Source organism: Streptococcus sp. SP8, from assembly GCF_030440045.1.
Classification (GTDB): domain Bacteria; phylum Bacillota; class Bacilli; order Lactobacillales; family Streptococcaceae; genus Streptococcus; species Streptococcus parasanguinis_I.
On sequence record NZ_JAQFJL010000001.1, the window covers coordinates 263,413 to 289,256 of the forward strand.

The window sequence follows — 25,844 nt, forward strand, 5'->3', positions numbered from 1 at the left end:
TTTTAAAAAAAGTTTATTTATATGATATTTTTATTTAGTGATAAATGAACGAAAGCGTGAAATAGAGTAAAGCTTTTAGCCAAACAGATAACTGTTCTATTCTGTATAAGCTACATGAGGCTGGGACAAAAGTCCCAGCCTCTCAATTATTTTTGGTTTGTCGAGCAAGACGCAGTGATTGAGTGGGCTCTACTACGCTGATTTCATCAGCTTTTACAGTCCTACTCAACTGTGCAGAGGTGGGACGACGAAATCGAATTCTAACGAATTACCGATTTCTGTCCCACTCTCATAAACTATTCGTTTGATTGATCCCTTTAGTCATCGGTCTCCGCAAATACTTGAGTGGCTTTGACTGCTTTCTTCCACCCCTTGTACAATTTCTCTTTGCGAGCTTCATCCATCTTTGGTTCAAAGATTTGGGCTGCTCCATGAAGAGATTTTAATTCTTCCAAGTCCTTCCAATAGCCTACGGTCAGACCTGCTAGGAAGGCTGCTCCTAAAGCCGTTGTTTCCAGGTTTTTGGCGCGGGCAATCGCAATCCCAAGAATATCTGCCTGAAACTGCATTAAGTAATCATTTTTCGCTGCCCCTCCGTCTACTTTTAAGACAGGGATAGGAGTCTTGGCATCTACCTGCATGGTGTCGATGATATCGCGTACTTGATAGGCAATGGATTGAAGGGTTGCTTTGATAAAGTCTTCCTTGGACGTTCCCCGGGTAAGTCCGAAGACAGAACCACGCGCCTCTTGATTCCAATATGGTGCCCCAAGACCCGTAAAGGCAGGGACCACATAGATTTCATCGTCATTCTGAGACTTCAGAGCATAGGCCTCGGATTCAGGTGAACTGTCGATCATACGCAGACCGTCACGAAGCCACTGAATGGCACTTCCAGCGATAAAGATAGATCCTTCAAGGGCATAGTAGACCTTGTCATTGATCCCATAACCAATCGTCGTCAGCAGGTTATTTTCTGATAACTGCATCTCCTCACCCGTATTCATAATGATGAAAGATCCAGTTCCATAAGTATTTTTGACCATACCAGGTTCAAAGGCTAATTGACCAAAGAGAGCAGCCTGCTGGTCTCCCGCCATCCCTGCAATCGGCACTTGTCCACCGTAGAAATGGAAAGGAGCTGTCTTGCCATAGATTTCAGAGTTTGAACGCACTTCAGGAAGCATGGCTTTAGGAATGTTGAGGATTTCCAAAATCTCATCGTCCCATTTCAGTTCCTTGATATTGTAAAGCATGGTACGGGCAGCATTGGAATAGTCTGTCACGTGGGCAGCTCCATCCGTCAGCTTCCAGACCAGCCAAGTATCAATGGTTCCAAAGAGCAATTCGCCCTTCTCCGCACGCTCTTGCGCCCCTTCTACATGGTCCAAAATCCAACGAACTTTAGTCGCTGAGAAGTAGGCATCAATGACTAGACCTGTCTTTTGGTGGAAGGTTTCTACATAGCCTTGGTTTTTAAGTTCTTCAGCCAGTGGAGCAGTTTGCCGTGATTGCCAGACAATAGCATTGTAAATAGGAAGCCCCGTGTTCTTATCCCAAACAACTGTCGTTTCTCGCTGATTGGTAATGCCGATCGCCTCTATTTGATTGGGCTTGATACCACTTTCGATAAAGACCTCAGCGATCACAGACTGAACCGAGTTCCAAATCTGATTGGCATTGTGCTCCACCCAACCAGCCTGCGGAAAAATCTGAGTGAATTCCTTTTGACTAGAGCTAACTTGCTCGCCTTTTTTATTAAAAATGATGGCCCGCGAACTAGTGGTTCCCTGGTCAATCGCCATGATGAAAGTTTCTTGAGACATAAACTGCCCTCCTAAATTAGATACTTAAAAATCTTGTTCTTTCATCAACTAGTATACTCTATTTCATCTAGGATTTGTATCCATTTATTTAAGAAAATCCGGTCTAACATTTTCCTAGTACTTCCAGCTCTATCAGACCAAGCAAAAAGAGCCCTGAGGCTCTTTTAACTAGTAGTTCAAATACTTATCAAGATTTACTTTGATCTAACCGATTTAAGAACTCCATGGTCGGACTGTCTTGGTAAAGCTCTTTGAGGGGAATCTTCTGATAAACCGCTATTTCATCCGCAGTCACACCGTAACGAATTAATAGATCATAAATACGATTTAAATCATGACGTAATTCATCCGTTATGAGGACATTATCGCTTGTTTCTTTTGTTTTCCAATAATAAGATGGCAGAACTTCCTTGGTTTCAATTAAAATAGTTTGCAACAAAGTCCCACCATGGCTGTCCTTCTGAGAGATATCGGCCCCAAGTTCCAACATTTTCTCAAAAACCTTGAAAGACTTGTCAGCTTTTTCCTTAGACGAATACATCTCATATTGGCCATTCCAACGTTTGATCATGCGCCTGCAGTCAAATACAGCTCTACCACCCGCTGTTTGGAGGACTGGTTGACAAAACGGATTCAGCTCTGTCGGCTCTTCGATAAAGTTAAGATCTGCCCCTCTATCAATGAGTAAGTCTGCAATATCTAAATGTCCCGATTTGATAGCGACTTGAAGGAGCGACTGTCCCTGATCTCTTTTAGGTTTGTCACCCGAAACAGCATTGACTTCTTCAGGCTTTTTATCCAATATCTGACGAACTCCCTCTAGATCTCCTCTTCGCAACAACTGAAAGGTTTTTTGCATGGTTTTCCCCCTCTCTCATTATAGATAAGAATAACACTGTGTTGATACTTTGATCCTATCGCTAGGTTCTTCGTTAAACTGATTATAGCATTTTATGGACTCTACATTTAAGTCCTAAAGGGTAAAGATGACAGACTCCCACCGAAGAGGTACAACTCTATTTCTCTGATTTTCGTGCAGCCACTAGCCAAGAGGCTACTAGGATTTCGAAAATAACTAGAAGGATAATCTGAGGAAGAGAACTTTGAACCAGCATAAGGACAGCCAGACTATCAATTAGCATATGAGCGATGATACAAGGGACAGCTCCTTTCGAGTACTCCTTGAGCGCTCCAAATAGGAAGGTATTCCCTAAAATCATCAGGTAAAAGATGAGATAGTTGGACGAGCCAGCTGTAATCCAAGGGAGTTGATAGATAGGAATATGCCAGAGGAACCAGACAATGGAAAGAACCATCATTTTAGGTATAAAGTGCTTACTAAAGGAAAGATGATCTTGTAAAAACCAACGCCAACCGACTTCTTCTAGGCCTCCATATAATAAGGTCCAGGGGAAATAAAGGAAGAAGGCCAAGAGGGAGTTCCCAGTAAAGCGAACGTTCATAAGCAGGATGGAAATCCCATAATAGATGACGGGGATGAAGAAAGCTAGGATCCAAGATAGGGAACTTTCTTTTTGAAGAAAGACCTTTTTGAAAAATTCACCCAAGGAGTTGACTTCACTCAACACCAGAGAAAAGACAGCAGCCACAATCATGGGAATCAAGTTCATTAGGATAAACAGTAGTGAGGCACCCAAACTACTCCTATCTGGGAAAAAGAAAAGGATAACTTGACCTACTAGAAAAGTAGCAAGGAGGGCAGTCAATGCATACCAGATAGCGACTGATTGTTTTGAAATAAATTTGCTCATTTTTCTTCCTTTACAGTTACATACTTCTTTCTTGCAATCCAGATTGCTAAACTAATAATAAGAATTTTACTGACGATAGATAGCCATACCTCTTCATTCACTAGAATCTGAGACAAGGAATTGATACAGGCATGGGTTATGACACAGAGCCATAAATTTTGCGTTTTATGATACAAGGCCGATAAGATAAAGCAGTTAATTAGCAAACCTACTAGAAACGGAAACAATTGAATGACAGCTAAAGAACCGTCGATATAAAAGTATAGTAGATGCCAACTAGACCAAGCTAAAAAGGTGATCAAAGTAGCTGAAAAATAAGGTATTCTTTCCTCCAAAGTTGGTTGAAAGAAATAACGCCAGCCAATTTCTTCAACTCCACCAAAAAGAAGAGCCTTGAAAAAGAGCACTACTGGCAAGACCAACGATTGAGTGGTGATCTTACCACCTAAGATAAATGGGAAAAAGTCAAGCAACAAGAAAACGAGCACCAAGCAATAATTTGCCAAACTGTCTTTGACTTGAAAAAAATCTTTTAAAACTTGTTTGAAACTAGATTGATAGTAACTAATGCTTGCAAGACTCCCCCAAAAAACAGATGATAAGCCACCTACAATAATAGCGATGATCCCAAATGATGATGTAAAATCAACCTTGACTCCTCCTGCTCTTAAAAAACAAACCAGAAGGCTGACTCCTAATACTTGACCAAAGGTCCCTAACAAATACATAGATAGGGCTTGCTTTCTATTCATTCGTGATTCCTTTTTCTTTCAATAATTACCAGTGCTATCTACCTTAAACCCATACCTGCCAGCATTTCGTTTGAGCTTCTCAACCAGAGCTTCATTCCGCTTACTTTTTCCAAAAAAGAAGGGAATAGTCTTTCCGTTTCTAAGCTCGATATAGAAAGCATAGCGAGCCCCGCCACCAGATCGTCCACGAAAAATTGCATACGTGATTTGCTTGATCTCTTTCAGCGGGATCCTGCGACGACTGAAACACAGAGCGACATGGATATAGAAGATTCCATAGCTAATATGGAAAGGAGCAAAGAAGGGACCTCCACTACGTCTCACAATTGCCCTTCTTCTCAGGAAAAGGAGAACAGTGAAAACGAGCAAGAAAATGAGCACATATAGAATCGGAGCATACTCCATTATCTTTCTAAATTCTAACACGCTGTCTTTCATCCTCTACTTCATCTCAACCCATTTTTCATTATCCATGATAAAGGGCTTAGCCAGACCTTCGCCTGTGTAGTCTTGGTACTTGGTCTCCAAGTATTTGTAGACATCTTCCTTGGTCGCAAACTTGATGGCTTGATAGGGTTCTTCAAAGGTCAGCTTTTCGACAAAGAGATAACCGTCCTTTGCAGGAACTAAAACGCCGACATGGCCGACAAAAAGAGTATTTCCATCCAGGTTATCATGAACGATAACAGAAAGCATGCGCGCATTTTCATTGAACTTGAAATGAGCAAAATACTCCTCCATCTTCTTGGCATGGACCTTGACATCCGTTGTCGCCTCTGTCGGAACCCGTGAATACAGAATGTTAAAGGCTTCCTTGTCTGCCTCATCGAAGATCTTCCCTTTGTCAATGGCATCATTGTCCACGAACAAGAGTTCACTATCCGCTTTCATCTTAGGAATCTCGATGCGATTCTTCAGAAGAGTATAGCTATTGATCCGGCAGTTGGTCCCGACGAAATCACCCTTTTTCTTGGTCCACAAGTCACTGATCTTCTCAACATTGTAGTCTGTTTTCTTGAAGGTGCTAAAGTCACCCGTCAAGCCGACCGAGCCGACAATGCTATCGTAGTCCGTTACTAGACCCAGAAACTTGTCTACACTTTCCCGATCCAAATAAGCAGACAAGAGAGCCCGCACTTCTTCGACACTCGCCTTGCTGTTGAGGTTGCTATAGCTTCCCTTGTAGCGCTCCTTATCTGAACTAGATTTCTGCACAGTGGAACTTGCCTGCTTTTCCTTGGATTGCTTTTGGTTGCTACCACAAGCCGCTAAAGCAAAGAGCGCCAAGGCACAGCTAGTAAGGAGCATGATTTTTTTAGATGGTTTCATAAACTGGTTCCTTCTCTATTGATTAAAATGTTTGTACCATAAATTTTTCATATTGATAATCCTTCTCCTCTATTATAGTTTAAAACTAGGTTAGCTCCAACTATTTTTTACGAAATGAGAAAAGTTTATAAGTAGCAAAAAAGAGCTGGCAAACTGTCCAGCTCTTCAATATGTTACAAAAATCAAAATTAAAATTATTGTTTAATTCGACCAATCTATTTTTGCATGTTCTATTGCATACTCAGCTTCTTCTTGAGTAAATTTTCTTTTTTCAACAAGTATTTCTAATATCTTTTCTTTCGTAATCTTGCGACCGTTTGCATAAGATTCCGCTTCTTTCACAGCGTCCTCCTTCCAATCGAAATTAACATGTTCTACAGCATAGTCAGCCTCTTCTTGAGTAAATAGTTCAACATTTATAAGTTGCCAAACTAATTTTTCTTTTGAATAACGATACCTTTGAAGTGATTTTGCTGCTAAAACAGCCTGCTCTTTCCAGTCCATATTAAGCTTATATATAGCGTACTGGTTAGCTCCTTCTGAATAATTATAAATCTTTATTTTATTTTTGATAGCCTGCTTCGAAATAGGAGAATCCTTTGACAGTTGCTTAGCTGTTGCATATGCCCTTTTAAATTCTTCTTCTACTAAAGTTGGATGAAAAAGTTTTTTCACAAGCAAATTAAATAATAATTCTAAATCGTCCTCATTTTCATCACTTGAAGAAGTGTATTTTCTATAATCATAATTCTGTGTACTAGAACTTGAAGTAGCGTATTCTTGTTTTGATGATTCAAAATCATCCTTATTTCCATCACTTGAAGAAGAGTATTTTTGTACAGGATTAGTCAACTGTGATCCTGAACGTGAATTTATCCATTTATTATAATTTATTTCATAATCAATTACTATAAGAGCTAGCATTCCTGCAAATAATCCAAAAATTGTAAAAATAAATATCAAAAACTTTTTCATCATGACTCCCTTTACTTGTTTCTCTCCAATGAAATTTTCATCCCTCTGGAACTGCTTTCATTAGTATTATATCATGAAATATTGTTCATTTTTATTTACTAGTGTAAAAGTCTCTATGGCTAGTAAATAAAAAAGTGACTGCATTTCAACTGCAATCACTCATTCTATGTGAAATAAAAAATGACAAAGTATTATAAAATCTTATTTAATCTTGTGTTTGTTCATCTTTTCTTCAAAGATAGCTGTCATAATCTTGCGGAGCTCTTCTCCTTCTTTTTCAGGAAGGTCCCCTTGACGTTTCGCCACGGCATAGAGTTCAGGGTATTGCTTGGCTACACGCTCAACTGTCTTGGTCGTCGCATGCCCCCTGACAAAGAAAGGAATACGTTTGATCCATTCTTGCGGGACAAGAGCAAGTAATTTCTTCGCTGCTTCCTTATCAGAAAGCTCAGCCGTGCTCAATCCTTGCTTGATTTGTTCCTGTTCTTTTTCTGTAAAATCTTTTAATTCCATAGTAAACTCCTCATTTGTTTATCTAAGGACACATTATACACCTATGTAGAGGAAAGTACAATTAAAGGAACTGAAAAATAGAGCAAGGGCAAGTCATCCCTCACTCTATCTCTTAATCGTAAAATCTTATGAAGGATATTAATTTCCGATTTACTGTGGAGCATCACCCTTTTGCTTTAAATAATAGTCACTTGCCTCAGTTAGTTTTTTATAATAATGATCGTAACTCTTACTAAATTGTCTAATCAGCGGAATAGCGACCTCATAGTAGTGATGGTCCATCAAAAATGTTTTCAGTTGATCTTGAATATTTTTCATTGGACTTGTTTTGTAATCATCACTGTTCAAATAGCGATCATAAATAGAAATTGTGTCCTTATTTTCATTATGCCACTTTTCATTACTTTCTATCGTAGCTATTTTAGATTCATCAGCCTCTTTTAAGTTCTTCAAATCAATAGTAAAATTATTGTTTAATTTAACCAATCTACTTGAGCATGTTCTATTGCGTACTCCGCTTCCTCTTGAGTAAATTTTCTATTTTCAACAAGTATTTCTAATAACCTTTCTTTCGAAATATTGCCACCGTTTGCAGAAGATTCCGCTTCTTTCACAGCTTCCTCTTTCCAATCGAAATGAACTTTTTCTATAGCATAGTCAGCCTCTTCTGGAGTAAATAGATCAACATCTACAAGTTGCCCAACTAACTTTTCTTTTGAATAATGAAACTTTTGATATGATTTTGCTCTTAAAACAGCCTGCTCTTTCCAGTCTATATTAAGCTTATTGACAGCGGACTGGGAAATATACTCTGAATACATGCCATACTTAGTAAGATAAATTTTAATTTGTTGCTTCGATAAAGGAGATTTCTCTGACCAAGATTTAGCTTTTGCATATGCCCTTGTACTTACTGGTACTAGTAAATTTTCTTTCGGTTCTGGAAAGCTTGATCTATGATGAGCCGCTTCATAAGCTCGAATATATTCATTATACATCATAGCTAACATTCCTAACATCAATCCAAACATTGTAAAAATAAATATCAAAAATTTTTTCATAATGAATACCTTTACTTATTTTTAGTCTAATTTGTTATTTTGTGCTTAATAAAACAATATTGTCAATCAACACTAGGAGAATTAACTTCTCCAGTCACTCAAAACAATTCCTATAGAATCCTTCAATAACGGTTTTATTAATCCCTGTTTAAATATAGCAACTCATTCTTAATGATGTTAAAAAATGAGTTGGTTCCATAAAAGACTCAACATTTGTGACAGGACCACCAGGCAATGTCATTCCTTGCCTAGACTCTTTCTCACGATCCATAACAAGAACTCTATCGCCATCTCTTACCATACAAAGATTCGTAAACTCGACGTTTTCATTCATATAGATACTTCCTAACTATGTGTATTTTTTCATTGAGGACAGAATAGACAATCTGTATCCTAGTCACCTTTTTGCTGAACTTGCGTATGGGCTAGCAGGTCCCCTAGATGCCTCTTATCTTTTCTAAACACTGTCATTGCCAGTAGCAAAACTGCGAGGAGAGTCGCCGAAATAGAGAGGCTAATGGATAACACATCAAACTCACTATAGACACCATGTATCGTGCCCATATGACCGAGTTGCCAAGGTAAAAATTTGATGACATTTCTAATCAAGCTAGCTTGCACTGTTTTTTTCTGGTAGACCAGTTCAAGTCCTGCTTTCGCCTTCCCAAAACTCCCATTATTTGTATAATCTAAGAATGTAAAAAGTAGAGTGATTGGCAAAACAGATGTAAAAAATGCAAGACACTGCGACTGAATTTCTGTAAACTCTGGGATACCATTAAAAAAAATAATGTAAAAAAGCATAGAACCTATAAACAGAAGCGCTAAATAAGCTAGTATGAAAAGATAATCAAATAAAAATTCCTTCATTCTTTTTTTAAACGAAATAGGATTGATTGCTAACATCTTCATCACCGTCTCCTCCTTTATCATTTTCTACTATTATACTATACTGACAACCATAAACCAACCATTTATAAAAAGAAGCCTGCAATCTCTCGATTCCAGTCTACTTCATTCCTAATCTTCTCTATAAATAACAAATCCATTTGGTTGAATGATCAATCGATCATCGGAAATGCTCCCATGACTGATCAGATTTGCTTGTCCTCTTTCTAAGACAACGTCCTTCTTCGAGTGGTTAAAGTAGGCTTTTAGAAGGTGACCTTCATGCTGCCATTCTACTGCCACTACATCTGGCTCTACTTCTTTCAGACTCACTTTACCATGCTGGATAACGCCCGCTACTTCTTTTCGGAGCTGGATCAAGTCCTTCATAAAGTTCAGCATGTCATTGTCTGCTGACACGCGCTCCCAAGGCATGACACGCCGGCAATCCGGGTCTGGGCCGCCGATGAGGGCTAGCTCCGTCCCATAATAGATACAAGGCGTACCCCGTTGCAGATAGAGGAAGGTGAGAGCAGACTTGACAGACTGAAGATCCCCTTTGGCCGTCGTCAAGATGCGCTCTGTATCATGGGAGTCTAAGAGGTTAAACATCACCTCAGAAATCTGCTGCCTGTAATACATGGACTGGCTATTGATTTCCCAAATGAAGCGTTGCGTCTCCTTATGCCCCCGCAGGAAATAATCCTTGATACTTTCAGAGAGGGGATAGTTCATCACCGCATGGAACTCATCGCCCTTGAGCCAAGGTTGGGACGAATGCCAGATTTCCCCGAGGATATAGAGATCCGGCTTCTTGGCCAAGACCGCTTTACGGAAATCCCGCCAGAATTGATGGTCGATCTCATTGGCCACATCCAGTCGCCAAGCATCAATATCAAACTCTTCAATCCAGTAAGTCGCCACCTTCAAGAGATAGGCCTTCACCTCAGGATTAGCCGTATTGAGCTTAGGCATAAAGCCCGCAAAGGCAAAAGCATGGTAAGATAAGTTGCGACTATTCCACAGATTTTCTGAGGAGACAGGGAACTCTTTGATATGGAACCAGTCCTTGTAAATCGAATCCTCCCCGTATATGACCACATCCTGCCATTGGGGTGAATCATAGCCAATATGGTTGAAGACGGCATCCAGCATGATCTTCATCCCACGCGCATGGGCCTCTTTCACTAGCTGGCGGAAGGTCTCCTTATCTCCAAAATGTCGATCAATTTCAAAATAATCAATGGTATCGTACTTGTGATTGCTCGGCGATTCAAAAATCGGGCAAAGATAGAGCCCTGTAATCCCTAGATCCTGCAAATAGTCCAAGTGATCGATGATCCCTTGCAAATCACCACCAAAGAAATCCAATACTTGAGGAGCAATAGAGGCATCCCAAGGACGAACACCTTCTGGGGAAATGGCTGGATTCCCATTGGCAAAGCGCTCAGGAAAGATTTGGTACCAAACCGTCTGAGCCACCCAATCTGGAACAGCACACCCATCAATCTCATGGATAAAGGGAAGCTTAAAACCGTTCATGACGAAGTCCAGGTTCTCCTTGTTGTAGGCTGCCACACCCCGATCTCCGTACAAGACCTTCTCTCCCGCTGTGTCCTCTAATTCAAAGAGGTACTGGATCCGGGCATGGCGGACAGATACCGACACTTGCCAATAATCAAAGAGGTCGTCTGTCGTCACCTTGTCCATTTCCTTAGTTGCCTCATAAAGATCCTCTATAAAAATAAAGGGATCCCCATAGTGCAAGACAATTCGTTTGATATCTTCTTTCTTGGTCCGGATGCGAATGTGAAGCTGGCCGTCCTTATAAAGATAGGCGTACTCCGATTCAGGCCTGTGATAAATCGCTGTTAATTCCATCTGTCTCGTCTCCTACTATACTCTCTTTTCATCATTTACCAATTTATGCAAACGATTCCATAAACTATTTCTAGTATACTACTTTATAAAAACGTTTGCAAGATTCTGAGAGATCATTTTAGATTACTCACTTTTTATAATTGTATTGCAAAACAAAAAGCCCAGCAATTGGGCTTAAAGATTTTTGTTGAAGCAATGACTTTACCTTATAAGCATCACTTTATACTGTTTCCTACTAAAATATACTACAGATCTATATTTCTGTTAATAGTTTATTGAACAGTTGTTCGAGCTTACTAGTATCTCCATAAACTGTTCCATCCATATATAAGTGATAGATATCATCATCTAAACCAATTGAAATTTCACATTCATACCCTTTCATCAAAGCTAAAGAACGGATAACTTCTCGTTGAGTACGACCATTTCCTTCTCGAAATGGGTGAAAATAATTTAGATTATCTAATATCTCAGCTAAACTTTTACAAATCTCAATTTTATTATTTGCGTTAAGTAAATAGTTTGAAAGCAAGGTATTTAAAAATTTTTCTGCCATATCAAAAGACTGAACTGGCATAAAAGCATTTCCACTTTTAGAGATATTTACTTGACGGTATTGACCTGCCCAAGTATACATTCCTTCAAAAAGAAACTTATGAATCTTTAAAATATCTGAAACAGTATTTACTTCAATTGGATTAATAAACAGTTTTAAACTTTGGCTTGCTACTAAACGATATTCTAATTCTCGTGCTTTATTATCATTTTTCTCATTAAATTTATTTATGAGAACAGATGAATGGGGATAGGTGTATAAATTATCAGGGTCTATATAATCATACCCATCATATATTTTTCTGACCATTATCCAACTCCTAATGCAACTGCCTCTTCTCTCAGTCGCTCCACGTCTTCTACCGTGGGATGCCATCCTTCAATCATATTGGTGCTCAGAGCAAACCAGACACTCTTAAAAACCTTTTTGTTATCAAAAATCACACCCATAATCATCATTTTTTCTTTATCTACATCTAAGGTCATATTCTACCTCCGTCCTATTATTATAGCATATTTTCAATCATTTTAGTTCTCCTATTTAGTACTTACCCTACACAAAAAGCCCAGAAATTGGGCTTTCTCAGTATCAAAATAACTGATACTCATTCTTTACTCGTATGCCTCTTTCCAAGATTCAGCGCTTGCTCTTCTGACATCTGAACAACCTTAGAAAAATTAGTATTGCGAGGCATATTGTCTAAAGAATACCAATAAACATCCGCACTCCCATTTCTTGCCACATATACTACTGGAGCCAGTTGACGAGTTGGTGCTACAGGTTCGACAGGTTGGACTGGCTGAGCTGGTTCTACTGCTTGACTCGGTTGAGGGGCTTGACTTGGTTGCGTCTCTACAGAAGGGCTGGCTGGTTGTGGTTGGCTACTTGGTTCTGTCGGCACTAAAGATGGCTTGGCAGTCCCCTTCAGATAGTCAATGGTCGCATTCTTAGAGTAGTTGTCCAAGGTCACGGTGGTGATCCCATAAGCATCTACAGATTCTTTGGGACTACTTAAATTGATTGGTAGAAGGTTGCCATCTCGATCAATTCCTACATATTGCAAGGTCACCTGCCGAGGAATTAATTCATCCCCAGTATAGACCGGAGTCACCTTGTAGTCTAACCAGTAATTTGGGTGGGTAGCCAGCCAGCTATCGAGTCGTTTCTCGTAGTAGAGCATGCCCTCCACATTACTATCCGCTGTTCCTTTATAATTCCCCGTATTGGTCCAGGCAGTTAGAGGAACCAGATTTTTCCCTTCATTGGTCAGACCACTAAACTGATAGCCTATCAAATGCCCTCTATGGAACAACCAGGCCTTCTTTCCCTTGTTTCCATAAGCAATCTTATAATTGTGCCAGCCAACCGGATTATAGCTGAGACGTAGTTCTCTTTTTTTCTTTGGCTCATCCTTGTCCTGCAGCTGAATATGAGCGGAGGTCGCACGACCCAAATGATCAAAATCTCCCAGTACGAGCTGCTTACTGCCATTAAAAGGCAGTAGATGAAGACTCTGGTAATCGAGGCCCGTTTGCTCAGCTTGAGCCCCTTGAACAATGGCCAAGGACATAAAAACCGAGACAATCGCAACAATAACATTTTTCAAAAACCGTTTTGTAACCATGATTGAAACTCCCACATTTCTATCTAGTGATATTATAGCAGAAAAAACGGTTACAGACATAGAAGATAGATAATTTCTTCTCCTATTTCAATTATATGTTTTTAATGAGTTTATTCTCACTTTAATATTCTTTAGTATATAAAATACGGACTATTATTTAAATACATAAAAGAATACACAGCTTTCCTAAATCAACTTATATTCATACCACTCTTCATCTACTTTCTGAAATCCCAAAGCCAAAAACATTCTTTGACTTTGAGTATTAAAAGGATAAATTTGAGCAGTTACCCTAACCATTTCTTTCTCTTTGGCCATCTGTATCATTTCAGAAATACACCGTCTTCCGATCTGTAAATTCTGATACTCTTTGCTGATCACTATAGAAAGCTCTGAATTATCTTGAAGAGTCACATCTCCAACTAACACTCCCTCATATTGGATATAAAAGCAAGAACCATGTGAAGTTAGATAATCATACATTTTATGAAGTTTTGTAATATCGTAAATCTGATCAGTATTATCCACTTGTTTGCAAACATCACTATCTTGATACCAAAGAAGGGAGATGGCATCATTCCTATAATAAGGTATAAGAGTGATCTGATCATCTACTATTCTATTCATTATTACTTATTCTTATTTCTATTTAGAGGTTTCTTCCGATACTTCAATATTCCCAATCAACCAATTGGACATCTTTTTGCCCTTGTCTTTATAAGGATTGGGAGGAAACAAGGTGAAAGGGGGAATGCTGGCATCTGGGAAGAATAGTTCTACGCTTATCGTTCGCTCGCGATTATGATCAACGTAGGCTGTAAAATAGATATGGTAATTTCCACTAACATCACCACCATTATCATACTCTCCTCTAGCAGTATTTGGTAAGAGCGTCACAGATTTTATGTCTTGCTTTTCCTGAGCTAAGTGTGCGATGATCTCCTCCTTAATAGTAGCCTCATGATTTCTGACGAAATTCCCATCATCACTATATCCAGGATGCTCACTAAGAGAATAGAAAACAATAACCATCAGAAAGGGGAGAGAAATTAAAAAAATAATCAGCTTATTCGATTTTAACATGGAGGTTCCGCATCCTACTTATAAAAAATCTTGACCCAATCCTGCTTTGCACTAAGGATACGAGCAACATACACCCTATGCTTCTCAATATAATAAAATGTAAGATAGTTCTCTATTGGCATATAACGATAGGGTTTTCCATCATTCGTCATCTCACCATAGCCCCGGCTTGATACCAGAGGACAGGCTTCTGGAAAGAGTTCTAGGGTCTCAAGAGCACTCAATAGCAAATCGACTTTGCCATCTGCAGCTTGCTGGCTATAAAAATTCACAAGAATATAGTCGTGAATGTCACGCAAGTCCTGCTTAGCACGATCTGAAAGAAAGACCTGATAACGTTTCAACTTAGTCAAGACCAAATTCCTTTCTCACATCGGCTACAGAAGTAACTTTTCCTTGAGCGATTTCCTGATGCCCCACTAAAATCTCCTTCTTCAAATCTTCAAAGGCTACCTGATACTGTTTGTCCTGCAAATCACTCGAAACAAATTCTTCTGGATCCACAGTCCCATTAGCAATTTTTCGAAGTACTGCATTTAGGACATCTGACACAGAAATTTTTTTATCCGCAAGCACCTCTTTTGTTTTTTGGTAAAACATCGCATCTGCTCGAAAATTCACTGCTTTCGTGTTTGCCATTTCTACCTCTCCTTTGTACATACAATTTGTATATACATACTACCATAAGATAGAGAGGGGAATCAAGTAAAAAATGGATTCTTCTTTCACTAAATCTAATTAAGAGATACCGATAGCTAATCTATATTCTTTCTCTCGTGTCATCTGATACCTCCTAGAATCAACAATTTAAGTAGATTCCACATCTTAATTTGACAACTCCAAGTAATTGTAGTCAATTATATTAGATATATTTTATTAATTTCTTTATAGTAAATTACTATTTCTCTAGCCAAGAGAACGCTTGGTTTAGCATTTCTTTTGCTTGTCCAACTATACACGGTCCATGAGAAATAATAATATTCTTAGGTTCCCATTTCTTTACTATACGATAACTCTTCAATGCCTGTTTTTTACTAAATAAAAAAGTCATTCTTAAATCTCTTGGTGTTTTACCATTTGGATAGTGATTATCGCCTATTTTAAACAGTAGCTTTTCAAAAATCGATACATTCTCAGTTTCTATGTTTTCAATAAGATCCGTTAAAATCAGAGTTGAACTTTCATTATGGAAAAAAACAACCTCTTTTACATAAAAACTTCCCTCAAATGTTGTAAAAAGAATTTCTTCGTTCCAATTGGCCTTGCTTAATTCCTGACCATAATCCAAACTCATTCCCGATTTTCTGGCACGCTTTTGAACACCACTAGCTAGCCAAACTTTTGCTTCAGGAAATAGTTGATGCCATTCATCTATATAACTATAATGTAAGACATTGGGTGCAATAAGGTGTTTTACCTCACCTAATCGCTTGATTTCTAAAAGTAAATTGTCATTAGGCTTAGTCGGTGAATGCACCCAAAGACCACCGTTCTGTAGACGGATAACTGTCATTCTAGTTGAAAAAGGCACTTTGAAGAATTTAAAATCCATCAGTACTTCTTCCCCATCCACAATCCATAGATTATCTGCTATCTTTTTTAAGGAATTGAGGGGACTATATTTTCTGACTTTCATGAAACTCTGCTTTCTAAATTAATAAAGTATAATCAATCGTTATTCTCCAAAAATGGCACCACCAAATCAATCCACTCTTGAGGTAGATAAGCTGATAAATAGCCGTGGTTATAGCCCTTAGCTTCATACAGGATCGTATTGGGATGGAGCTGCTGAAATAATTTCGCCGATGCTTTCACACAGTTCAATTCTTTTTCACCGTAGATATACAGAACCTGCGCCTTGCTTGCAGAAATCGTGTCCTTCAGCTTGTAACACCCCATATAGGTTTTGTAAATAGTCACTAATGTTTTGATAGGCGTCTTTGGCAGATCCTCCAAATAATATGCTTTTATCTCTTCTGGATAAGCCAGTTTAGGATAGAGTTTGTCCATCATGCTTAATTGAAGTTTACAAGAGAATTTACTGAACATCAGTTTACCAAATAGGGACACTAGAAAGATGCTGAGTTTAGCTAACCCTGGTTGAGGAATACAGAGGCTTCCGTCTATGATGGCCTTCTCAGCTATCTCGCTGTCTAAGGACAAAAGCTCCATAGCAATTTGACCACCAAGTGAAACACCACCGATCGCAAATACCTTCCCACCACAGTGTTCTTTGATATAGTCTAGGATCTCCAAAGCAGAATCTTCCGTAGAAACATAATCGAGATGATATTCTTCACCGTGGCCATTCAAAGTAGGTAAAATAACACGGTATTCTTTTGATAAGATCCGTGCTTGACGAAGATAATTCCACCAAGAACTGCCACCGCCATGTATCAGCAAGATAGAAGGCAAATTCTTATCACCAAATTCATGGAATTTCATATTTAAACTCCTTACTGTAAGACTTTCCTAACTACATCTTTGTTTAATCTGTTTGAACAAGCAGTGATACTGCCTCAACATGTGATGCTAGCAAACATCTATATTATCGAACGAAAAGTGACTAGTCTGGCTTTGTTATTATATGATTGAACGATTTTATCACTTTAAAAAATGTAAAAACCTACCGACAAGTCTTCATCAGATTCATGTGGTTTCCAAGCTACATTAAAACCGTATCTATCGCTCCAATCTGGATGCCAGTCGTTATAATATGGGACACGACTGTATTTGCCAAGTGTCACTTCATCCTCCTCTGATGATTCCTGACAGGTTATCCCAAACTGGGTACCATCAAGTTCCCAGGAATTTCCCCAAACATATTCATCAGAAATGACATCAACCCAGCGGGAAGCGTCAATCTCAAAGTCGGTACATAACTTTAACGATTGGAAAGTACTATAGTGCATATTGTAAGGTTTGATATGTATAGCGCAGTCAACGTGATACTTTTCATAATTGGTATACAATAGGATAACCTTCATTGGAATGGGAACGCCATTCAGTTCCAACCACCAGTATCCAAGTTTATTGTGCAAAATATCAAAATATTCGTCTGCTACTACTGATTTAGAAAAATCATCTATTTGCAAACATCGACCTGACCTTAATAATTCAGCTGCAATCCCCTTTGCTTTCTCTTTATCAAAATCAGAATAACGCTTAATCACACGCTTTAACTTGTCAATTGGATATGAGATATCTTTTTGCGTAGCCTGATATACCTTCACAACATGAGCAACCTTCTCAACGTTGTTGATTCCAACAGGAACAACCACAAAATGGTCTTCCCTGATTGATTCATCCTCACAAATATAGGTGTACTCCTCGCCAAACTCTGAGAAAGTGACTAATGCAACTCTATAAACTACATCTGATGAGTTTGAATCAGTTTCTTGATCAGTTATCCCCTTCTCTTCACTATCTAAATCTATCCACTTATAGAAAGTATAACGATTTGGATTCTCATCCTCACCGAATACCATCAAGCTATGACAATTTGGACATTGCCAGGCATAGTATGAAGCATCATAAATATCATAATAATCAATCTTATTATTTTCATCTGCGGTATCCGTTATCTCTTCCCATAACTCATCCGAGAATACCGAAAAAGCATTCTGGTCTGGGGCAGCATGGTCATTCATTGGATATCCGCATTGACAAGTCCACTTACCCATAATAAAACTCCTACAGCTAGTAACAAATCATACCGTTTATCGTTTTAGCCTATTATACCACGAAACAACACAAAAAACTGCAACCTTTCGATTGCAGTTTCCTACAAGTCAACTTCTCTTCCTTCAAGGAAAGTTACAGGAATCTGCCCACTTCCTGAGATTGTGATGTTGTCGAGAAATTGGCACATGATATTCCTGTCAAAATAACTACTCAACTTGACCAAAATCCTATCCAGTTTACCATCTCTACAATCCTATATCAGTCGGTAAAAGGCATCACCACACTATGCAGTTCTCTGTTACCGTATCGTTTCGTCTGTTTCCCTCCTCATTCTATGAGACCTATACCCCATGATACCTTCTCGACCTTCGGTTTCACCTTGTCGCATGGGCGGATCATCTTTCTTTTCTAGGAAATCAAGGAAATAAGGCGACTTGGCTGAGATATGGTTAATCATGAAATCAAACATGAGATAGTAGTCTTGACTGAGTGCCTCAATATCGCTCCAATCTCCAAAACCCTCATCAACCTTGGTATAGTCCACGGGTGCAAACCCGCGGTCGCCTGACGATGGAAAGAAGGGAAGAATGTGGACACCACCGACCACATCTTTCAAAGGACCTTCTAAGACCTGCTTCAAGTCTTTCAGATTTTTTCCAAGACTGTCTGAATAGGTAATTAACATTGCTTAATTTTTACTTTCATAACTTGCTCTATTTACCTTCCTCAAAGCGTTTATAGACTGCTATAAATTCCTCAGCAATCGTTCGAAAACCTTCTGCACTCAATAACTGATCCTCAGCGTGCATCAGAATTAGACCTGTTTGGTTTAATTCCCCATTCATTTCTTTTGTCAAAAGTGAGTGGTGAGCATTGTGTCCCTGTACAAATGCTTCTTCGCCTTGTTTAATTCTATCTTTAGCCTGCTCAAATTCACCCTGCTTAGCCAATTGAATAGCATCGATGTACATAGATTTTGCTGTTCCTACATAGGTGATAATTTGAAAACACACTTCGAGTACTTTTTCGTCCATTTTAATGCCTCTCTTACCAATCTTCGTCTTCTAAATCGCTTGTTTCTTGTATTTCAGCTTGTAAAGCTTGTTTATCCATCTGTTTAATAAACGGATAATAAACAAAGAAAGACATAACCAAAATAAGTGTTTGCAACAAGGCTGTTTTCCAACCACCGATGATAAATCCTGAAATAATTGGAGGACAAGTCCACGGAACTTGAACGGCACCATACATAGGTGTCAGTCCAAAATAAATCGCTGAATACTGGATGATACAAGATAAAATAGGCGTTAATATAAAGGGAATTGCTAAAACTGGATTCATTACAATCGGCAAACCAAAGAGCACCGGCTCATTGATATTAAAGATGGCTGGAACCATTTCAAGACGTCCAAGAATTTTTAGTTGTTTTGATTTTGCAAATGCAACCATGTAAACTACCAAACCAATCGTAATCCCGGCACCTGTAACATTGATAAATTGATCAAAAAATTGAATCGTCACAATATGACCACCATTGGCTAGATTTAATTCAAGGCCCTTATCTAAAATGGCTTGGTTTTCCAAAGCATTCGCCTGTAGCAAGCCACTCATGATGCCACCAACTACAGTTGAGCCGTGCACCCCAAACATCCATAAGAATGGTACAAGGAAACACATAAGCACCGCACCAAACAATGAGTCAGTCAAGCCTTGCATTGGTGTTTGAATAAGATTATAAATCACTTCAATCGTTGTGACCTTAAACAATTGTTCAACAAGTCCGACAAAGATCGTTGCCGCTGTGATGATAACAGTAGCAGGAATCAAGGCTGAAAATGCGTTGGCTACACCAGTTGGTACGCCATCTGGCATTTTGATTTTGATATTTTTCTTCAAAAACCAAGAATAGCTTGCTCCTACAATCAAACCAACGATAATGGCACCAATCATCCCTTTCCCGGAAGTCCAATCCTTCAGAATAATGTTACCAACTACATCCCCATTTTTAGAAATCAAACTGGAGGGCTGGATTAGCAAGAAAACTGCTAAGGCAATGACACCTGCCCCAAGCGGCTCCTGTTTTTCTAGCTTAGCATAGGTATACGCAATCCCAATGACTGTTACAATCGCACTGATATTAAAGGTCGCACCAATTGCTTGATTGAGAACAGGGGTAATACCACTAGTTTCTAACATCGTTGCTAGAACTGGAACTGGAAAATTGGCCAAGATAAGAAAGATGGAGCCAACAATCAACAATGGCATAGAGAAAACAATACCATCTTTTATCGCTGTTACACCTTTGGTATTGACAAAGGCCATCATCCGATCAACAAACTTTTTAATTAGTTTATCCTTCATCATCTTCTCCTTATTTTTTCATCATGTAAGCTTGTTTAAGAACTGCCATACCGTTTACAGTGCCATAATCAGCCATTGCAATCACTTCTACAGGAACATTGTGAGAAGCACAAATTTCTTTTGCTTTTTCAAGTTGGAAACCAACCTGTGGGCCTAATAGAGCCACATCAATATCTCCAACTCTTTGTTCCAATTCACTGATGGAATAAGCTGCAATTGTTGCATCTTTCCCTTTTTTCTGAGCCGCTTCTTTCATACGCTCAACCAAAATACTTGTTGACATACCTGCTGCACAAAACAATCCAATATTCATTTTAATTACTCCTTATAATTCGTTTCCATTTGATGTAATCACTTTTTGATACCATGTAAAGGAATCTTTCTTCATTCGTTGCAAAGTTCCTTCGCCATTATTATTCTTATCGACATAGATAAAGCCATAACGCTTCTCCATTTCACCTGTACCAGCACTAACAATATCGATACAGCCCCAAGGGGTATAACCAATGACATTTACGCCATCTTCTTCAATCGCTAACATCATTTGTTCAATGTGTTGTTTGAGGTAATCAATGCGGTAAGAATCATGGATTCCATCAGGCTCTACCTTATCATAAGCACCGAATCCATTTTCAACTATAAAAAGCGGACAGTGATAGCGATCGTATAAAAGATTTAAGCTATAGCGTAATCCCTCAGGGTCAATCTGCCAACCCCAATCGCTTGATTCAATATAGGGATTTTTCTTAGTATAAACATCTTTGAAAAGCTCTTCTGTTTCCTCAGATGCTGTAGCAGTCACTGTATCACTCATATAGTAACTCAAGCCAATATAATCTACACAACCTTCTTTTAGAGTTTCTAGATCTTCTGGTAAAATATCCAGTTTGATATTATTTTTTCGACAAAAGGCCTCGATATAGTAAGGACGCTCTCCAAAAACATGAAGATCTCCATAGTGAAATAAACGATGCTCCATTGCCTTCTGGCTAGCAAGTATATCTTTTGTATCACATGTATTCGGGTAAAATGGTACCATTGCCAGCATACAACCAATTTTGAAATTTTTATTGATTTTCCGACCCAATTGAACAACTTTTGCAGAAGCCACTGACTGATAATGGATAACCTGCTGTAGTACCTCAACTGGATTTTCATCTTCTTGATAAATGACACCAGAATTAGTCCATGAGCACCAAGGAACATTAATTGCACCTTGATTATTGATCTCGTTAAAGGTCATCCAATACTTAACTTTGTCCTTATATCGTTCCATGACGACTTCCGCAAAACGAACAAAGAAATCAATCAACTTGCGATTACGCCAAGCACCATACTTAGTAACTAGATGATAGGGCATTTCAAAGTGACTGAGTGTGATGACCGGTTCAATTTGATGAGCTAGCAGCTGATCAAATAAATCATCATAAAATTTCAACCCTTCTTCGTTAGGTTCTTCTTCATCTCCATTTGGGAAGATACGAGTCCAGGCAATCGAAGTTCGAAAACACTTAAATCCCATCTCAGCGAATAATTGTATATCGTCCTTATAGGTTCTGTAAAAATCTATTGCATCATGATTCGGATAATATTCGTCAGGTAAGATGCCATCAGTAATCTGTCGAGAGTGGCTAGCACTTCCAACCGTCATCACATCGGCTATCGAAATGCCTTTTCCACCTTTATCATACCCTCCTTCAATTTGGTGAGCAGCAACTGCCCCACCCCATAAAAAGCCTTCTGGTATTTTTGCCATTTTACCTATCCTTTCTGTATTTTGTACTAGCGCTATGAACAAGTCTATTTTATAACATACTGTACCTGCTGACAATAGATATTGAGATAGAAAATATATGTACAGTCGAACAATATTTGTTACATAAAAAAAACAAGAGTTTTCACTCCTATTTTTTTAAATAAACTTGGTAACGTAAGGATTCTAAAAAATAGACAACTGGAATCTGAGTGGTCAAATTAGTGGAACGTAGCGAGGAATCTGCGTAGGCAACTGGCATAAAGTAGGATAAATTTATATCCGATAGCTGTGATAAAGTGGAAATATCTGTATTTGTCAGACTAACAATCTTAGCATTTCTTTCTTTGAATCCCTGTACCAGAGTTAGAACTTCTTCTGTCTCACCGCTGACACTTAGAGCAATAACCAAAACATCCTCCAAATTAGAATGATGCAATTTCAGAGAATAAAATGGGTTAGTAATAGCAAAGCTAAGAATACCGATTCCAGAAAAAAGATATGAGCCATATTCTGCCAAACTTAGACTAGTACCCACCCCTAAAAAGATAACTTGTTTGGCTTGAACGATCAAGTCTGCTATCTCTGATAGTTGTTTTTTTAAAGCTTCATCTTGGACACTAGTCTGTAAAAATTGTATTGCTGGAATATCAATAGGAAAGTAGTGACGATGTTTATTTTCCTTATCTTCCGACCTTGACAAGGCATATTTTAAATCATTGTAGCTATCAAATCCCATCTTTTTCGCAAAACGAATGATGGTTGTTGTCGATAGATTTATAGATGTCGATAGCTCTCTGATAGTCATCGTAGCAACTTTATCTCTATGTTGCAATATAAAATTATACACGCTTAATTCACTATTATTTAGCCCTTTTGCTTTATGATAATCAAATAAATTCATAGACACCCTTATGCTTTTGTAGTATATAGTTGTTTCATTAACATTTCAATAATGAGAATAACAGGTACCTGCGTCGTAATATTAAACCCATTTAAAAATAATTGAGGAACATGATAGGTTATGGAGCAATCAGATAGCCTTGACAATGTTGATTCCAATGTATTTGTGATGGCAATAACTGGACAACCTTTTTCCTTTAATTTTTGTACAATTTTCAATGTTTGAGAAGTCTCACCAGATTCGGATAAGGCAATGACACAAGTTTTTTCCATACTGTTTTGTAGCACTGGTTGCCAAGGATCTTCAATACACATACTAAATTTGCCAATATTTGAAAAATAGCGCGCTCCATATCGACCTAAAGTTCCAGAGGAACCAATTCCGACAAAAACAATCTGTTCAACGTTCTTTAAGATTGCCACAGCCTCCATAATCAGCTGCAAAAAAGTATCTTGCTCAGTATAATCAATGAATAGCTTCAAAGAATTATTGTCTTGATTGTTTAAAATAATTTGCTCATTTTTTAAATATTCTTTATAAGCAATCTTAAAATGGCTATATCCATCAAATCCTAGATGCTTGCAAAATCGTTGTACGGTTCCAACTGATACATGTGCAAGTTGGGCCAATTCCTTGATTGTCATAGAGGATATATTTTCATTTTCTAAAATAGTTGTATAAATAGCATTTTCTAAGTCGTTAAAACTTGCTACAACCTCATAACTAAACATATAATCCCTTTTTCTATCTCTATTGATTTGCTTACAATGTAACAAAAAACTAATAACCAAAGTGTTCTACACTAAAATAATGGAGAGCATAATGGCTATAAAACCAAGTCAGCATTAAAATCTATTAGAAAACCAGACGAATCAGATTTGTCTAACGAGACATGGTTAAGAGAAAATACTTTAAAACAGTATTGCCTTATGTTCTAGATTATATCATATTTTTGAGCATACTTTGAGTATTGTTAGTTTATTGACTTAAAAGAAACATAACAAGAGCTTATCTCTATTAAATTGTCTCAATTTCAATCGTCCATTCTGGAGATATGTAAGGTGGGGACGTTTCTATTCCCATAAACTCCTTGTCAATGGAAACAAACACGTACCCACAGGGTAAATGGAAATAGAAACTGATAATTTCTAGCTATCACTTCTATTCATTCCAAAAATTTTCTCACTCTGATACTTCCCCACGCCAATACAAAAAGCCTTGCAATCAAGGCTTTTCAAACTCCCTTGCGTTCAAAGGTTTCTAGGTTTTTACGAGCAGAGCAACACACTCCACGTGATGCGTCTGTGGACTCAAAAGGTTTGGGAAACCTTTTGAGGATTAACTACGTTTCACTAACAAACTTACACACTCAACATGTGCTGAGAGCTTTCTTCTATACTAATAGACGAAAGGGTGTGAAAATGATTTTTAAATGATACTGTGGAACGGAACAGTAGCCCTAGTATTGACTACTGTCGTTTCTATTCATATTGGCTATTCTAGGACTGAGATGAAAAAATCTATAAATGCTCAGAATAAAATTGAACCCGCAAATCTCCCCAAAACAATGGTGAGTCATGTACTTGTATTATTCCGAAAAAATACACCTCTGGTGCAGTGAGACAAATTGGTGTATCTTATAGTGGCTTCGTAGATGAAAGCTATACTCTACTATCACTCTTTGATGATGTAGAACAAATTGAAAAAGATAATAGACTTCAGACAGCTATTGATGTTGTCAGAGAACAGTTTGGTTTTTTAGCCATACAAAAAGGAACCGTCCTAACTGAAGGTTCCAGAAATATTGAACGCAGTAAACTTATCGGTGGTCATTCCGCGGGTGGATTGGAGGGATTAAAATGAAACAAGAAAAAAATACAGTACAATTTTCAGAAATCCGTAGCAAAGGATGTAATGATATTGAAATGCTTGAAAGATTTTTACATGGAATCGTTGAAACAGCAACTTCAAAACTTCGTCAGAGAAAACTCAAAACAACTGAAATATCGATACGACTAGTACATGCTAAATCTGAAAACCGATTACCATTGGAATTTACATTTAGCATTAAGCCAACAAGCTCATCTGTGATAATCTATACTGAGGTAATCAATCGCTTTAAAGAATGTTACACAGGTGGGGGAATTCAAGGTTTTACGATTCAATTTGATAAAAATACCCTTGCCTCTGCATAGAAAGGATTTGATATGATTGACCGTTCATATTTACCATTTCAATCAGCAAGAGAGTACCAGGATACAAAGATGCAAAAATGGATGGGCTTTTTCCTATCTGAACATGCATCAGCACTCTCTGATGATACAAACAAAGTAACGTACATGTCTGACTTATCACTAGAGAAGAAATTATTACTCCTCAGTCAAGTATACGCCGGGCAGCTACGCACACGCATTCAAGTGATTGAAAAAAACAAGCGTGTTTCCTACACTGGAACAATACCAAGTCTGACCAAAGATTTCATTTTGATAAAAACTACAACAGGTCACATCAATTTGAAATTAAAAGACATTATTAGTATTGAACTTGTCGAGGAGGTGCTCTATGAATCAGCTTGAGTTTCAGCGTAATCACCTACAAATGGACTATTATAGCGAGAGCTACCAAGATTTTGAACGTGACTTCTACCGCTACTCTAACATGAATATTCCATTGACCTTCCTAACTGATGATATCCTAAAAACAATGGCGACTTCACGTAAGAATTACTTTGTCCTCAATAAGGAAAAGTCCAGAGATAACCGCGATCACTTCTTCATATTTGAAGTAAGTACCGTAGATGAGAATCCGCTAATCTATCATTATACATATAAGAAAACTACAATATATTTAGCAGAAAAATAGGAGCAGTTCAATTGACTGTT

At 38.2% G+C, this 25,844-nt stretch carries 33 protein-coding genes and 1 pseudogene; 4 read left to right on the forward strand and 30 right to left on the reverse strand.

Features of this window, described 5'->3' with window-relative positions:
• Positions 1 to 317: 317 nt before the first annotated feature.
• From glpK to PCY11_RS01450, 30 genes and pseudogenes are all read right to left on the reverse strand, one after another.
• Positions 318 to 1,826 carry a glycerol kinase GlpK gene (gene glpK, locus PCY11_RS01305; RefSeq protein WP_301362350.1) on the reverse strand — a complete coding sequence of 503 codons (1,509 nt, stop codon included), beginning with the start codon at positions 1,824 to 1,826 and terminating at the stop codon, positions 318 to 320.
• Positions 1,827 to 2,013: 187 nt separating this feature from the next.
• Positions 2,014 to 2,685, reverse strand: coding sequence for an ankyrin repeat domain-containing protein (locus PCY11_RS01310; RefSeq protein ID WP_214255232.1), 672 nt, complete (start codon positions 2,683 to 2,685; stop codon positions 2,014 to 2,016).
• Between the two features lie 157 nt (positions 2,686 to 2,842).
• On the reverse strand, positions 2,843 to 3,598 hold the full coding sequence (locus PCY11_RS01315) for a CPBP family intramembrane glutamic endopeptidase (protein WP_070465785.1): 756 nt from the start codon (positions 3,596 to 3,598) through the stop codon (positions 2,843 to 2,845).
• Positions 3,595 to 4,350, reverse strand: a complete 756-nt coding sequence (locus PCY11_RS01320) for a CPBP family intramembrane glutamic endopeptidase (protein ID WP_301362351.1) — start codon at positions 4,348 to 4,350, stop codon at positions 3,595 to 3,597. The genes PCY11_RS01315 and PCY11_RS01320 overlap by 4 nt, the downstream gene beginning before the upstream one ends.
• A gap of 18 nt (positions 4,351 to 4,368) precedes the next feature.
• The gene (locus tag PCY11_RS01325; RefSeq protein WP_070465779.1) at positions 4,369 to 4,788 is read right to left on the reverse strand and encodes a hypothetical protein; all 420 of its coding nucleotides are present in this window, start codon (positions 4,786 to 4,788) and stop codon (positions 4,369 to 4,371) included.
• A 3-nt stretch (positions 4,789 to 4,791) separates the two neighbouring features.
• Positions 4,792 to 5,679, reverse strand: a complete 888-nt coding sequence (locus PCY11_RS01330) for a DUF4300 family protein (RefSeq protein ID WP_070465775.1) — start codon at positions 5,677 to 5,679, stop codon at positions 4,792 to 4,794.
• Positions 5,680 to 5,880: 201 nt separating this feature from the next.
• Positions 5,881 to 6,654, reverse strand: a complete 774-nt coding sequence (locus tag PCY11_RS01335) for an Ltp family lipoprotein (RefSeq protein WP_049472823.1) — start codon at positions 6,652 to 6,654, stop codon at positions 5,881 to 5,883.
• 201 nt (positions 6,655 to 6,855) lie between these two features.
• A complete protein-coding gene (locus PCY11_RS01340; protein ID WP_003003574.1) occupies positions 6,856 to 7,167 on the reverse strand; it encodes a hypothetical protein in 312 nt (103 codons plus the stop codon).
• Positions 7,168 to 7,317: 150 nt separating this feature from the next.
• Complete coding sequence (locus PCY11_RS01345; RefSeq protein ID WP_003006842.1) at positions 7,318 to 7,653, reverse strand: hypothetical protein; 336 nt, start codon at positions 7,651 to 7,653, stop codon at positions 7,318 to 7,320.
• Positions 7,641 to 8,228: an Ltp family lipoprotein gene (locus tag PCY11_RS01350; protein ID WP_254742079.1), complete on the reverse strand. Its 588-nt coding sequence runs from the start codon at positions 8,226 to 8,228 to the stop codon at positions 7,641 to 7,643. Before PCY11_RS01350 ends, PCY11_RS01345 begins: the two co-directional genes overlap by 13 nt.
• Positions 8,229 to 8,376: 148 nt before the next feature.
• Positions 8,377 to 8,562: a hypothetical protein gene (locus tag PCY11_RS01355; protein ID WP_254742082.1), complete on the reverse strand. Its 186-nt coding sequence runs from the start codon at positions 8,560 to 8,562 to the stop codon at positions 8,377 to 8,379.
• A 59-nt stretch (positions 8,563 to 8,621) separates the two neighbouring features.
• Complete coding sequence (locus PCY11_RS01360; protein ID WP_070665958.1) at positions 8,622 to 9,161, reverse strand: RDD family protein; 540 nt, start codon at positions 9,159 to 9,161, stop codon at positions 8,622 to 8,624.
• An 87-nt stretch (positions 9,162 to 9,248) separates the two neighbouring features.
• Positions 9,249 to 10,997 (reverse strand): glycoside hydrolase family 13 protein, encoded by a 1,749-nt coding sequence (locus tag PCY11_RS01365; protein ID WP_301362352.1) that lies wholly within the window; start codon positions 10,995 to 10,997, stop codon positions 9,249 to 9,251.
• A 253-nt stretch (positions 10,998 to 11,250) separates the two neighbouring features.
• Positions 11,251 to 11,862 (reverse strand): Fic family protein, encoded by a 612-nt coding sequence (locus PCY11_RS01370; RefSeq protein ID WP_023023568.1) that lies wholly within the window; start codon positions 11,860 to 11,862, stop codon positions 11,251 to 11,253.
• Positions 11,862 to 12,038 (reverse strand): hypothetical protein, encoded by a 177-nt coding sequence (locus tag PCY11_RS01375; protein WP_003017298.1) that lies wholly within the window; start codon positions 12,036 to 12,038, stop codon positions 11,862 to 11,864. Before PCY11_RS01375 ends, PCY11_RS01370 begins: the two co-directional genes overlap by 1 nt.
• Before the next feature lie 119 nt (positions 12,039 to 12,157).
• Positions 12,158 to 13,177 carry a DNA/RNA non-specific endonuclease gene (locus tag PCY11_RS01380; RefSeq protein WP_301362353.1) on the reverse strand — a complete coding sequence of 340 codons (1,020 nt, stop codon included), beginning with the start codon at positions 13,175 to 13,177 and terminating at the stop codon, positions 12,158 to 12,160.
• 186 nt (positions 13,178 to 13,363) lie between these two features.
• Positions 13,364 to 13,804, reverse strand: a complete 441-nt coding sequence (locus PCY11_RS01385; RefSeq protein ID WP_049483189.1) for a GNAT family N-acetyltransferase — start codon at positions 13,802 to 13,804, stop codon at positions 13,364 to 13,366.
• 18 nt (positions 13,805 to 13,822) lie between these two features.
• Positions 13,823 to 14,260, reverse strand: a complete 438-nt coding sequence (locus PCY11_RS01390; RefSeq protein WP_024054822.1) for a hypothetical protein — start codon at positions 14,258 to 14,260, stop codon at positions 13,823 to 13,825.
• 14 nt (positions 14,261 to 14,274) lie between these two features.
• Positions 14,275 to 14,613 carry a type II toxin-antitoxin system RelE/ParE family toxin gene (locus PCY11_RS01395; RefSeq protein WP_024054821.1) on the reverse strand — a complete coding sequence of 113 codons (339 nt, stop codon included), beginning with the start codon at positions 14,611 to 14,613 and terminating at the stop codon, positions 14,275 to 14,277.
• Positions 14,606 to 14,899 (reverse strand): hypothetical protein, encoded by a 294-nt coding sequence (locus PCY11_RS01400; RefSeq protein ID WP_023917881.1) that lies wholly within the window; start codon positions 14,897 to 14,899, stop codon positions 14,606 to 14,608. Before PCY11_RS01400 ends, PCY11_RS01395 begins: the two co-directional genes overlap by 8 nt.
• A 259-nt stretch (positions 14,900 to 15,158) precedes the next feature.
• Positions 15,159 to 15,896, reverse strand: coding sequence for a DUF4336 domain-containing protein (locus tag PCY11_RS01405; RefSeq protein WP_024054820.1), 738 nt, complete (start codon positions 15,894 to 15,896; stop codon positions 15,159 to 15,161).
• 32 nt (positions 15,897 to 15,928) lie between these two features.
• The gene (locus tag PCY11_RS01410) at positions 15,929 to 16,705 is read right to left on the reverse strand and encodes an alpha/beta fold hydrolase (RefSeq protein WP_301362354.1); all 777 of its coding nucleotides are present in this window, start codon (positions 16,703 to 16,705) and stop codon (positions 15,929 to 15,931) included.
• A 164-nt stretch (positions 16,706 to 16,869) separates the two neighbouring features.
• Entirely contained in the window at positions 16,870 to 17,943 is a 1,074-nt protein-coding gene (locus tag PCY11_RS01415; protein ID WP_024054817.1) for a hypothetical protein, read from the reverse strand.
• Positions 17,944 to 18,341: 398 nt separating this feature from the next.
• A pseudogene (locus PCY11_RS01420) lies at positions 18,342 to 18,629 on the reverse strand (alpha-amylase family glycosyl hydrolase); the annotation flags it as partial.
• 28 nt (positions 18,630 to 18,657) lie between these two features.
• Positions 18,658 to 18,978 (reverse strand): PTS lactose/cellobiose transporter subunit IIA, encoded by a 321-nt coding sequence (locus PCY11_RS01425; protein WP_003003528.1) that lies wholly within the window; start codon positions 18,976 to 18,978, stop codon positions 18,658 to 18,660.
• A gap of 13 nt (positions 18,979 to 18,991) precedes the next feature.
• Positions 18,992 to 20,305 (reverse strand): PTS sugar transporter subunit IIC, encoded by a 1,314-nt coding sequence (locus PCY11_RS01430; protein ID WP_301362355.1) that lies wholly within the window; start codon positions 20,303 to 20,305, stop codon positions 18,992 to 18,994.
• A 10-nt stretch (positions 20,306 to 20,315) separates the two neighbouring features.
• The gene (locus PCY11_RS01435) at positions 20,316 to 20,618 is read right to left on the reverse strand and encodes a PTS sugar transporter subunit IIB (protein WP_003003699.1); all 303 of its coding nucleotides are present in this window, start codon (positions 20,616 to 20,618) and stop codon (positions 20,316 to 20,318) included.
• A gap of 12 nt (positions 20,619 to 20,630) precedes the next feature.
• A complete protein-coding gene (locus PCY11_RS01440; RefSeq protein WP_301362357.1) occupies positions 20,631 to 22,061 on the reverse strand; it encodes a 6-phospho-beta-glucosidase in 1,431 nt (476 codons plus the stop codon).
• A gap of 148 nt (positions 22,062 to 22,209) precedes the next feature.
• Entirely contained in the window at positions 22,210 to 22,962 is a 753-nt protein-coding gene (locus PCY11_RS01445) for a MurR/RpiR family transcriptional regulator (protein WP_003014478.1), read from the reverse strand.
• Between the two features lie 8 nt (positions 22,963 to 22,970).
• The gene (locus PCY11_RS01450; RefSeq protein ID WP_003014472.1) at positions 22,971 to 23,693 is read right to left on the reverse strand and encodes a MurR/RpiR family transcriptional regulator; all 723 of its coding nucleotides are present in this window, start codon (positions 23,691 to 23,693) and stop codon (positions 22,971 to 22,973) included.
• 886 nt (positions 23,694 to 24,579) lie between these two features.
• On the opposite strand from PCY11_RS01450, the gene PCY11_RS01455 reads away from it, so the two are divergent.
• The 4 genes from PCY11_RS01455 to PCY11_RS01470 are packed head-to-tail and all read left to right on the forward strand — an operon-like array spanning position 24,580 to position 25,824.
• Positions 24,580 to 24,825 (forward strand): hypothetical protein, encoded by a 246-nt coding sequence (locus PCY11_RS01455; RefSeq protein ID WP_001813542.1) that lies wholly within the window; start codon positions 24,580 to 24,582, stop codon positions 24,823 to 24,825.
• A complete protein-coding gene (locus PCY11_RS01460) occupies positions 24,822 to 25,157 on the forward strand; it encodes a hypothetical protein (protein ID WP_000806926.1) in 336 nt (111 codons plus the stop codon). The genes PCY11_RS01455 and PCY11_RS01460 overlap by 4 nt, the downstream gene beginning before the upstream one ends.
• A 12-nt stretch (positions 25,158 to 25,169) precedes the next feature.
• Entirely contained in the window at positions 25,170 to 25,538 is a 369-nt protein-coding gene (locus PCY11_RS01465) for a hypothetical protein (RefSeq protein ID WP_000567222.1), read from the forward strand.
• On the forward strand, positions 25,525 to 25,824 hold the full coding sequence (locus PCY11_RS01470) for a DUF5960 family protein (protein ID WP_001072467.1): 300 nt from the start codon (positions 25,525 to 25,527) through the stop codon (positions 25,822 to 25,824). The genes PCY11_RS01465 and PCY11_RS01470 overlap by 14 nt, the downstream gene beginning before the upstream one ends.
• Positions 25,825 to 25,844: the final 20 nt, after the last annotated feature.

What these genes read in the sequence shown, in the direction of transcription:
- glpK (WP_301362350.1), bottom strand. Translation starts at nt 1,826, where the DNA reads ATGTCTCAAGAAACTTTCATCATGGCGATTGACCAGGGAACCACTAGT.
- PCY11_RS01310 (WP_214255232.1), bottom strand. Translation starts at nt 2,685, where the DNA reads ATGCAAAAAACCTTTCAGTTGTTGCGAAGAGGAGATCTAGAGGGAGTT.
- PCY11_RS01315 (WP_070465785.1), bottom strand. Translation starts at nt 3,598, where the DNA reads ATGAGCAAATTTATTTCAAAACAATCAGTCGCTATCTGGTATGCATTG.
- PCY11_RS01320 (WP_301362351.1), bottom strand. Translation starts at nt 4,350, where the DNA reads ATGAATAGAAAGCAAGCCCTATCTATGTATTTGTTAGGGACCTTTGGT.
- PCY11_RS01325 (WP_070465779.1), bottom strand. Translation starts at nt 4,788, where the DNA reads ATGAAAGACAGCGTGTTAGAATTTAGAAAGATAATGGAGTATGCTCCG.
- PCY11_RS01330 (WP_070465775.1), bottom strand. Translation starts at nt 5,679, where the DNA reads ATGAAACCATCTAAAAAAATCATGCTCCTTACTAGCTGTGCCTTGGCG.
- PCY11_RS01335 (WP_049472823.1), bottom strand. Translation starts at nt 6,654, where the DNA reads ATGAAAAAGTTTTTGATATTTATTTTTACAATTTTTGGATTATTTGCA.
- PCY11_RS01340 (WP_003003574.1), bottom strand. Translation starts at nt 7,167, where the DNA reads ATGGAATTAAAAGATTTTACAGAAAAAGAACAGGAACAAATCAAGCAA.
- PCY11_RS01350 (WP_254742079.1), bottom strand. Translation starts at nt 8,228, where the DNA reads ATGAAAAAATTTTTGATATTTATTTTTACAATGTTTGGATTGATGTTA.
- PCY11_RS01355 (WP_254742082.1), bottom strand. Translation starts at nt 8,562, where the DNA reads ATGAATGAAAACGTCGAGTTTACGAATCTTTGTATGGTAAGAGATGGC.
- PCY11_RS01360 (WP_070665958.1), bottom strand. Translation starts at nt 9,161, where the DNA reads ATGATAAAGGAGGAGACGGTGATGAAGATGTTAGCAATCAATCCTATT.
- PCY11_RS01365 (WP_301362352.1), bottom strand. Translation starts at nt 10,997, where the DNA reads ATGGAATTAACAGCGATTTATCACAGGCCTGAATCGGAGTACGCCTAT.
- PCY11_RS01370 (WP_023023568.1), bottom strand. Translation starts at nt 11,862, where the DNA reads ATGGTCAGAAAAATATATGATGGGTATGATTATATAGACCCTGATAAT.
- PCY11_RS01375 (WP_003017298.1), bottom strand. Translation starts at nt 12,038, where the DNA reads ATGACCTTAGATGTAGATAAAGAAAAAATGATGATTATGGGTGTGATT.
- PCY11_RS01380 (WP_301362353.1), bottom strand. Translation starts at nt 13,177, where the DNA reads ATGGTTACAAAACGGTTTTTGAAAAATGTTATTGTTGCGATTGTCTCG.
- PCY11_RS01385 (WP_049483189.1), bottom strand. Translation starts at nt 13,804, where the DNA reads ATGAATAGAATAGTAGATGATCAGATCACTCTTATACCTTATTATAGG.
- PCY11_RS01390 (WP_024054822.1), bottom strand. Translation starts at nt 14,260, where the DNA reads ATGTTAAAATCGAATAAGCTGATTATTTTTTTAATTTCTCTCCCCTTT.
- PCY11_RS01400 (WP_023917881.1), bottom strand. Translation starts at nt 14,899, where the DNA reads ATGGCAAACACGAAAGCAGTGAATTTTCGAGCAGATGCGATGTTTTAC.
- PCY11_RS01405 (WP_024054820.1), bottom strand. Translation starts at nt 15,896, where the DNA reads ATGAAAGTCAGAAAATATAGTCCCCTCAATTCCTTAAAAAAGATAGCA.
- PCY11_RS01410 (WP_301362354.1), bottom strand. Translation starts at nt 16,705, where the DNA reads ATGAAATTCCATGAATTTGGTGATAAGAATTTGCCTTCTATCTTGCTG.
- PCY11_RS01415 (WP_024054817.1), bottom strand. Translation starts at nt 17,943, where the DNA reads ATGGGTAAGTGGACTTGTCAATGCGGATATCCAATGAATGACCATGCT.
- PCY11_RS01425 (WP_003003528.1), bottom strand. Translation starts at nt 18,978, where the DNA reads ATGGACGAAAAAGTACTCGAAGTGTGTTTTCAAATTATCACCTATGTA.
- PCY11_RS01430 (WP_301362355.1), bottom strand. Translation starts at nt 20,305, where the DNA reads ATGAAGGATAAACTAATTAAAAAGTTTGTTGATCGGATGATGGCCTTT.
- PCY11_RS01435 (WP_003003699.1), bottom strand. Translation starts at nt 20,618, where the DNA reads ATGAATATTGGATTGTTTTGTGCAGCAGGTATGTCAACAAGTATTTTG.
- PCY11_RS01440 (WP_301362357.1), bottom strand. Translation starts at nt 22,061, where the DNA reads ATGGCAAAAATACCAGAAGGCTTTTTATGGGGTGGGGCAGTTGCTGCT.
- PCY11_RS01445 (WP_003014478.1), bottom strand. Translation starts at nt 22,962, where the DNA reads ATGAATTTATTTGATTATCATAAAGCAAAAGGGCTAAATAATAGTGAA.
- PCY11_RS01450 (WP_003014472.1), bottom strand. Translation starts at nt 23,693, where the DNA reads ATGTTTAGTTATGAGGTTGTAGCAAGTTTTAACGACTTAGAAAATGCT.
- PCY11_RS01460 (WP_000806926.1), top strand. Translation starts at nt 24,822, where the DNA reads ATGAAACAAGAAAAAAATACAGTACAATTTTCAGAAATCCGTAGCAAA.
- PCY11_RS01465 (WP_000567222.1), top strand. Translation starts at nt 25,170, where the DNA reads ATGATTGACCGTTCATATTTACCATTTCAATCAGCAAGAGAGTACCAG.
- PCY11_RS01470 (WP_001072467.1), top strand. Translation starts at nt 25,525, where the DNA reads ATGAATCAGCTTGAGTTTCAGCGTAATCACCTACAAATGGACTATTAT.